This is a genomic window from Nostoc sp. NOS(2021) (assembly GCF_017115025.1).
Lineage (GTDB): Bacteria > Cyanobacteriota > Cyanobacteriia > Cyanobacteriales > Nostocaceae > Nostoc.
The window spans coordinates 1-9,286 of sequence record NZ_JABXKM010000265.1; the positions used below are offsets into that span (position 1 = coordinate 1).

Consider the following 9,286-nt stretch of genomic DNA (forward strand, 5'->3'; position numbering starts at 1 on the left):
GCTTTGTGGCTTGGCGATTGTTAGGCAAGCGAGAAGCCCCGCCACCACAAGCACCGCCTCTCGCGGTTAAGGTGCAAACTGTCGAATCGAGTCAAGTTCAATCTACCTCTGAGTTTGTCGGCACATTAGAAGCCCAGGAGCGCGTTTCGCTTCAGCCGCAAACTCAGGGGCGAATCGATCGCATATTTGTAGCCAGTGGCGATCGCGTCACCAAGGGAACGCCGATTCTGTCTTTAAGTTTGGATCAAACTACAGCCAATGTCTCCAGCGCCATTGCTACGGTTAACTCGAATCGGGCGGCTGTAACAACTGCCCAGGCACAGCTGGAAGGGAAACGAGCCGATCAAGTTAAAGCCGCCGCAGATGTGAAATTACAGCAAGTGCAGTTCCAGCGAACCAAGGTGCTTGTAACTGAAGGCGCACAGGCGCGACAAGAACTCGATATTGCTAAAAACAAACTAGATGCAGCGATCGCCACCCTAAATGCTGCTAAAAAGCAGGTAAATGCAGGCCAAGCAAGTGTCAATCAGGCAGTATCAAACGTCCAGCAAGCCCAGGCTCAAGTTGCCTCAAGTCAAGTAAATCTAAACCAGAAGCAGGTGGTTGCACCACTTGATGGTATTGTTGGCGATTTCTCCGTCAAAGTGGGCGATTATGTGAATATTGGCGGCAACTTGACCACAATTACCAAAAACGATCTCCTGGATATGCGAATTTTGGTACCGTCCAACAATGCTGCCCAATTGCGTCGAGGATTACCTGTAGAGCTACTGGATACCAACACGGGTAAGCGTTTAACCACTGGCAGTATTAACTTTATTGCGCCGCAAGTGAATACATCTGCCCAATCTATTTTAGTGAAAGCTCGATTTGCTAATTCAAACGGCAAATTGCGGGATGGGCAATATGTCCGCGCCCGAATTATCTGGAGCCAGCAGGCGGGGATTTTGATTCCGATTCAAGTGGTGAATCGCATTGGTGGACAGAGTTTTGTCTATGTGGTGGAAGAAAACAAGTCAAAGAAAAAGGTGGTGGAAGAAGATAAGTCCAAGGAAAAGCCGCAATTCGTTGTGCATCAAAAACCTGTGAAGTTGGGTGAGGTGCAAAGCGATCGCTATCCGATTTTAGAGGGAATTAAACCAGGCGATCGCCTAGCGGTATCTAACATTCTCAAACTGCGCGATGGCGTACCCGTTCAACCACAACCTTAGAAGTTAATACCAATTTGTAATTCGTAATTAGAGGATGTTTGAAAAGTCATGATTAATGTGTCAAATATTTTTTACCCCACCCTAACCCTCCCCTTATAAAGGGGAGGGAACCGGATCTTATTGTTTCCCAAGTGTGTATTGATCAATCTGAATATAACGAAATTCTTATAAAGGGGAGGGAACCGGATTTTATTGTTTCCCCCCTTTATAAGGGGGGATTAAGGGGGTAATAATTCGATTAAAATCACAGCCAACCACTCTTCAAACATCCTCTTAGGACTTTCTCAATCCCAAATCTAAAATCCCAAATCTAAAATCGTATAATCATCATGTCGATCGCAGACACCTTTATCAAGCGACCTGTCTTATCAACGGTTTGCACCCTGCTGATCTTACTAGTCGGTGGCATCTGTATTCCCTTGCTGCCGATTAACAGCTTACCGGAAATTGCGCCGATTCAGGTGCAAACTAGCAGCGTCTATATTGGCGCAGATGCCCAAACTGTTGAAGATACCGTATCAACCTTGGTTGAGCGGCAAGTAAACGGGGTTGAGGGGATGCAGTACATGACTTCAACCAGTGGTAATGACGGCTCCAGCACGATTTCGACTCAGTTTGACCCAACGAGTAACCGTAACATTAACCAAGTTAACGTCCAGAATCGAGCCGCGATCGCCGAACCGACCTTACCTGAGTCTGTGCGGCAAACTGGACTGACCACCCTAGCACGTTCTAACAGCATTCTGCTAGTTTATGGCTTCTATGCTGAAAATAGCGAGTACGACAACATCTTTTTGAGTAACTATGTTGACCTGTACATCACCGATGCCATCAAGCGCGTCCCTGGTGTGGGAGATACCAGACTGGTTGGGGAACGCCAATATGCAATGCGGCTGTGGCTTGACCCCAACGCTTTAGCCAGTCGGGGCTTGACGGCAACGGATGTCAGCAGTGCGCTAACTTCTCAGAATGTTCAGGTGGGGGCAGGGTCAATCGGTCAAGCGCCCACCAAGGCAAATCAGAAGTCGAATTTCCCGCTACGCATCAATAGTAGATTAAAAGATGTCAAGGAATTCGAGAACCTGGTGATTAAAGCCCAAACCGACGGGACGCTGGTTAAACTCAAGGATGTGGGACGAGCCGAGTTAGGAGCGCAGGACTATACAACTTCGGCACTAGTACAAGGCAAACCGGGCGCTGCGATGTTGATCTATCAACTTCCGGGCAGCAATGCGCTGGATACTGCCAAAGCCGTGGAAGCCCAAATTGCAGAGTTAGAGAAAAACTTTCCCCCCGGTTTGAAAGCCGTCATTTGCTACGACACCACCAAGTTTGTGGAAGTCTCAATTGAAGAAGTGGTGAAAACGCTGATGGAAGCGATCGCCCTAGTGGTGCTGGTGATTTTCATCTTTTTGCAAGATTGGCGGGCGACGATCATTCCGGCGATCGCTGTTCCTGTATCCTTGATTGGTGCATTGGGGTTTGCTTATGTCCTGGGCTTCTCGCTCAACACGTTGACTATGTTTGGATTGGTACTGGCAACGGGTTTGGTGGTAGACGATGCGATCATCGTTGTCGAGGGGATTGCTGCCAAGATGGAACAAGGCTTAGACCGACGGCAAGCTGCTTTTGAGGCGATGGGGGAGCTTTCAGGGGCGGTGATTGCTACCTCCTTGGTGTTGATGGCGGTATTTATCCCGGTGTCCTTTTTTCCGGGCGCGACCGGCATCATGTATCGGCAGTTCGCACTCATCATTATCTTCTCCATCGGCATTTCTTTATTCAATGCCCTGAGTTTCACCCCCAGTATGTCGGGACTTTTCCTGCATCATACCGAGGGTGAAGGGCGAGGTCCACTGGGCTGGTTCTTTCGTCAGTTCAACCGGGGCTTTAGCTGGGTGCTGGAGCAATACGAGCGTCTGAGCAAATTCCTGATCCGCGTCCGCATGTTCGTAGTGGGGCTATTTATCCTCGGACTGGCTGCTACAGTATTTATCTATATGTCCGTCCCCAGTGGATTTGTGCCAGATGAGGATCAAGGTATTATCGTCGGTCTGATTCAGGCTCCCGATGGTGTCTCCCTCGCCTCCACCGAAAAAGTGACGCAGACTGTCTATCAAACCCTGCAAAAAGAAGTGCCGGAGATGGCAGCGTCTCTGGTCATTGGCGGCTTTGGTCTAAACGGCAATGGACCCAATCAGGGGACGTTTTTCTTTAACCTGAAAGAGTGGAAAGAGCGCCAGGGTGAAAAACATACAGTTAAGGCGATCGTGCAACGGCTGAATGGCATCTTCGCCCAAAATCAGGATGCAATGATCTTCGCCTCCAACCTACCCGCCGTCTCTGGCTATGGCGTGACGGGCGGCTTTGAATTTCAGCTGCAAGACCGCACCAACGGACAACTGAGTATCGATCAATTTTTAGCGATCGCGCAACAGTTGATTGCCAAAGCCAATAAGAATCCTGCATTGCTTAAAGTGTTCACTCAATTCACCGCCAGCACTCCCCAGTACCAGATTAACATTGACCGCGATCGCTTAGAAGCCCTCGATGTCGATTTTAGTCAGGCAATGAATACTCTGGGCGCTTACATGGGTGGGCAGTATGTCAACGATTTTACCTTTTCCCAGCGCAGCTACCGCGTATACATCCAAGCAGATGAACAGTTTCGGAACTCTCCAGACAATATTGGTCAAATTAATGTCCGTTCCAGAGGTGGTAATCTGGTGCTACTGAATGAAGTCGCCAAAGTGACTCCGATTACAGGGCCGCAAACGATCAGCCACTTCAACTTATTCCGCTCAATCAAGATTCAAGGCACTGCTGCCCCAGGTTATAGTTCTGGGCAAGCAATTGCGGCGATGCAACAGACCTTTAAGGAAATTGACCAGCCCGGTTTGGGTTACGATTGGACAGGGATTTCCAGAGAAGAAGCCAAGTCTGGCGGACAAACGATTCTGATCTTTGGTCTTGGTATCGTGGCTGTGTTTCTCATCTTGGCAGCCCAGTACGAAAATTACATCGACCCAATCATCATCCTACTGACCGTACCGTTTGCAATTTTAGGCGCTCTGTTATTCGTCTCAGTGCGCGGCTTGGTCAACGATTTGTACTGTCAGGTGGCGTTGGTGATGTTGATCGGTTTGGCGAGTAAGAACGCGATTTTGATTGTAGAATTTGCCAATCAATCGCGGGAGAAAGGAATGACCATCGCCCAGGCTGCACTCCATGCAGTTGAACAACGACTCCGCCCCATTTTAATGACCACAATTGCCGCCCTGTGTGGGTTCCTTCCCCTAGTACTGTCATCCGGGGCTGGTGCAGCCAGCCGGACGTCGCTCGGTACAGCGGTGTTTGGCGGCTTATTGGTCTCCGTCATCATGAGTCTGCTGCTGGTGCCTGTCCTTTACGTGGTGGTCAAAAACCTCACAGACTTTGCCTCTAAAGGTAAACCTCCTAAGCCACCCCAATCGCCTGAACCTACTCCAACTGGGGAATTAGCCTCTTCTAATGGAAAGGTTCAAGGAACAGCCGTAAAGTTTCAGGGAGATGCCCCTGCTTAATAGATTGAGAGTGGCGCACCATAGCCTACGAATGAAACAAACAAGTCAAATCCTTTTTCCTTCTAGTTTGTTTCTTGAAAGCGATTAGGATGCGATCGCTCTCAAGCTTGACTTCCAATACCATTTCTATACAAGTACTGCCCGTGCTTTATAAGACACGAGTCTCACTCAAATTACTCATTTACACGATGCTATGAAACTTAAAATTCCTTCTTGGGTCGGTATCACTATCGGGCTGTTGAGTATGGGAATGATGCCAGCTCTCGGTGCTGAACAAATAAAATTTTCTTACAGTCTTTTAGAATTTTCTCTTCCTGTTACTGATTTAAAAACTTATGCTCAAGAAGGTAAAATTAGCAGTCAACTAGCATCATATACAAAGCGCCTCAAACCAGAGGATGTTGCTCAACTGCGTCAGGTTTTGACTGAAAAACAAAAATTAAGTCCCGTAGCAGTCTCTCAATTTCTTTATTCAGAAATTGGAGAATCTATGTTAAAGTCTGCGGGTGAATTGATTCAAACAGATTCAGGACAAAACGGTTTTTATGCAATTCGTGCAGCGTTGATTTTAGCTGCGGCTGATCCAGGGGGATTAACACTACTGAATACGATGCGCTACTTCCCTTCACAGAATATTCGGATTAACACTGAAAATCTTTTGGCACTGATGAATAAACTCTCCACTCTGAAAAAGGAGACAAATCAAGCTCTCTCTGTAATTGATCAACAGTCTACTACAGAAGCATCGACTGAACCACCTATAAATATCTCAAAATTACCGGAACTATACAACAAGTCAGGATCGTTTTCTTGGCAGAAAAAAGCGATCGCGTTTGTGGATACTAATCGTAAATCCCTGACTGGAAGTATTAAAACTAGAGTCATTCAAACCGATATCTATTTACCTGAAAGTCAATCATCCGCACCAGTTGTAGTCATTTCTCATGGACTAGGTTCCGATCGCGATAGCTTTGCTTACTTGGCAGAAAATTTAGCATCCTATGGATTTGCTGTTGTTGTTCCTCAGCATCCTGGTAGTGATTCTCTCCAAATGGAAGCATTACTCACAGGGAAAAGCCAACAAGTATTTGCAGACACAGAATTAATTGACCGACCTTTAGACGTAACTTTTATACTCGATCAATTAGAACAGCGTTCAACATCTGATCCCTGGCTACAAGGAAAAATCAACGTTCAACAAGTCGGTGTGATTGGACAATCTTTTGGTGGTTACACAGCCTTAGTCTTAGCTGGCGCACGCATCAATATTAATCAGTTGCACAAAAATTGTAAATCTGAATCTGATCCGGTCAATGTTTCGTTGTTGTTGCAGTGTCGTGCTTTAGCACTGGGAAAAAATTCTCCTGATTATGAACAGATACAACAAAACTTAAGCAACCTAGATTTACGCGATCGCCGAGTCAAAGCTGTGATTGCTCTCAATCCAGTCACGAGTAGTCTTCTTGGGCAAGCAGGTCTGAGCCGAATCGAAATTCCTGTAGTCATTGCTGGTGGAGCCTCAGACACGCTTACTCCCGTCTTGTTGGAACAAATACAAGCATTTTCCTGGTTGACTACCAAAGAAAAGTATTTGGGCGTTGGGGACAAAGGGACTCATACTGATTTGATTGCTGGTGTGAGTAGCGTAGTTTTACCATCTTCTAACCGTTTCTCTGGTTTCTCTGGACGTGACCCAGAATTGGGACGCATTCATTTTCAGGCTTTTAGTACAGCTTTCATGAAAGTATATCTTGCTCACCAGACTGAATATCGTCCTTTTCTCAGTACATCTTATATGAAAAACTCAAATCGGGATGAACCAGTCAAGGTCTATTTCGTCAGGTCGCTACCACCAGGATTTCCCCAAGAATTAGTTCGTCAGAAATGAGAATTAAATAATTAAGTATTCTTTAATTTTAGGACTTACACATCTACTTGTTCGCCTAAAAGATATCAAATGGGTTCTATAAAACTCTTTTCCTCTCTACCCCATGACTCAACCAACTTCTGCAAAAGCGATTGTTGTTTTCGATATTGGGTTAAAATCTGATTTCAATGGTGAAGCTGCGAATTTTTCCTGTATCTGCGTCAGCTTTATCTGCAACTTCCAGAGTCCAGGTTCCTTGGGGACTTTTACCTTTAAAGGCAGCAAGTTTAAGGGTATTTACCTCGTCATAGGTTGTTTTGATATTATCTGTACCTCCACCTTGGCGATCGTGCAGAATGATCGGAAGTATGCCTATTTGCACTGGGGGAAAGAGAGTAACTACAAGATCACCAATAAAAGTATGCTCGATGTCTACATTAACTTTGATGGATTTCATCAGGCTGGTATTAGCGATCGCCAACGATAATGTTGATATCTGCAAATCGTTAATCGGGATATCTTGCACTGCTTTGAATATGCTAATGGGCGCTGTTTGATCTGGATTGGCCAATTCTACAGCTTTGAGAGCATTGATTCGACCGTAACCGTAGAAGGGGCTGCGACCATTGGTATCATATTTACCTCCAGCTTGATCAATGCGATCGCTGGAGCGTTTAATAATGTCTCGTACTTCATCCCAACGCAGATTTGGGTTTCTGGCAATAATCAAGGCTGCTACACCAGCTGCACCTGGACAAGAACTGGAAGTTCCGCCGAATTCGTTTGTGTAGTTACCTGCGGCTTCACCCAGATTCCGATTACCCGAATTATAACCAAGTACACCAGAGCGATCGGTTGTCCAAATTCCAGTGGTTTGAGAACTGTCGCCATTGTTGCTGGGAAAGGCGCACCACACCGCCTGACCAAAGTCACTGTAAGCGCTTCTCGTCCCAAAATCGTTACAAGCAGCCACAGCAATCACCTTTTGGTAGCTGGCGTAGCCATCATTATCCACGCTTTCATTACCATTGCCAGCCGCGAATAAAATTACACAGCCCTTGCCGTTGCGTCCTTTATTGATTGCAAAATCTATAGCAAGTCGTGTAGAGTCAGGCAGAGGTATTTTCTGGTTGTGTGCAGGATCGTTTGGCTCAAACCAAACCCCATCTGCTGGTCCCCAGCTACAAGAAATGACATCAGCACCATTTTGAGCCGCCCAAATAAAAGCATCTGCTTCATCCTGCGACCCCAGCGCCGAAGCTAAACGAATCGGCATCAGCTTTGCACCCGGTGCCACACCAGATGCCCCAAAATTGCCGTTTGCACAAGCAACTCCTGCACAGCCCGTCCCGTGGTTATCGTCGTTTCCCGGTCTGGGATTGTTAGTTTTACGTGTGACATCATGCGGGGCAACAATTTTTCCAGAAGAACGGAACTCTTCATGCTCAAGATCCACACCGTCGTCGATAATTGCAATAATCGCCCCTGTGCCATCGCTTAACTTCCAAGCTGCCTCAACGTTGGCATGAGCGTTAATTACTTTACCATTAATTGTTATTTGCTTTAAGTGCCACTGCTGCGAGAAAACCTGACGTTGGCGTGATTCACGCGCTAGTTCAGGATGGCACAATTCTACTGATTCCTCATTCAGAAGTCTCTCGGCGATGTCAAAGACGGCTATACCAGTATTTGCCGGAGCATTGACAAAGTAAGCATTTTGTGAATATTCAAGTTGGCGTTTAATTGTTAAGCTGTAACGTCCTAAGACCTCTTGGCAGACCCTTGACTCTTCTTCGTTATTGAATTTAACGAAGAGGTTTTCGGTGTAAACTACAGGTTGTCTGGATATTGGATCGACAAGAACACGTCCGGCAAATTGGACTTCAGACTCTTGGTTGAGAATTTCACGGGCGCGATCGCGTAAAGCCACACCCTGAATCGGAACTTTCGCTTGCAGAATTTCCACACCCGCTTGCCGAAACCGCGTTACTAACTCGAATTGATTAAGGATGCTACGAGCTGTGGGTGACACAGGTGCGGCTTCAAACGGTCTTGCACCAACAAGAGTACTGCGGCTTTCGGTACGCACTACAACGTGTTCGTTACTGATCGCAAGTTCATACTGTTGGCCGTTCTGTCCACCATAGCGAACCTGAACCATAATTTAATCTCCTAAATGTCTTGACAATTGGGCATTGGGCATTGGGCATTGAAAAAACGGCATCATGCGTTGTATTCCCGCAGCGTGCGTTTTGCACTTAGGTTTAGTTTATAGATGCCTTTTATCTCATGTGTTATTGTGTATTACAGCATTAAAAAAATACAGCTTAAACAGAAAGTTAGTAAGCGAGAATGCTTTGAAACATTACCTTGTTCCCAGTCGCCAATTGGGAACACCCCTGATTGAGGTTCCGCCTCAAGACTTGCGGCACAGTCGCAATGAGCAGCATTTCCAGCCAGAGGCTGGAAACGAGGTTTGAAAAGGGTTTTGGCTTAAGTTAACACGCATGACATCTGTGCGCCTCTACCATTTGTATTGCACAAAATTATTCATATCTTGATTTAGCACCGCCAAAAAGCTGATGTAATATCATCAGTAAACCAAAAAGTTTTTCTCCAGAGAGCGATCGCTAAATACTTTGTAG

5 protein-coding genes are annotated in these 9,286 nt (G+C 46.3%); 4 read left to right on the top strand and 1 reads right to left on the bottom strand.

All coding sequences use genetic code 11. The annotated features are described in order from the left end of the window. The 3 genes from HWQ41_RS26680 to HWQ41_RS26690 form a co-directional block, all read left to right on the top strand. Positions 1-1,211, top strand: a 1,211-nt coding sequence (locus HWQ41_RS26680) for an efflux RND transporter periplasmic adaptor subunit (protein ID WP_292769887.1), incomplete at its 5' end; no start/stop codon positions are given. A gap of 329 nt (positions 1,212-1,540) precedes the next feature. Then, positions 1,541-4,774, top strand: coding sequence for an efflux RND transporter permease subunit (locus HWQ41_RS26685; protein ID WP_292769889.1), 3,234 nt, complete (start codon positions 1,541-1,543; stop codon positions 4,772-4,774). Between the two features lie 193 nt (positions 4,775-4,967). Then, a complete protein-coding gene (locus tag HWQ41_RS26690) occupies positions 4,968-6,662 on the top strand; it encodes an alpha/beta hydrolase (protein ID WP_292769891.1) in 1,695 nt (564 codons plus the stop codon). 151 nt (positions 6,663-6,813) lie between these two features. Here HWQ41_RS26690 and HWQ41_RS26695 read toward each other — a convergent pair whose 3' ends face one another. After that, positions 6,814-8,802, bottom strand: a complete 1,989-nt coding sequence (locus tag HWQ41_RS26695) for a S8 family serine peptidase (protein WP_292769893.1) — start codon at positions 8,800-8,802, stop codon at positions 6,814-6,816. Between the two features lie 196 nt (positions 8,803-8,998). Here HWQ41_RS26695 and HWQ41_RS26700 point away from each other — a divergent pair, with 196 nt between their 5' ends. Further along, entirely contained in the window at positions 8,999-9,121 is a 123-nt protein-coding gene (locus HWQ41_RS26700; RefSeq protein WP_292769895.1) for a hypothetical protein, read from the top strand. Positions 9,122-9,286 lie beyond the last annotated feature (165 nt).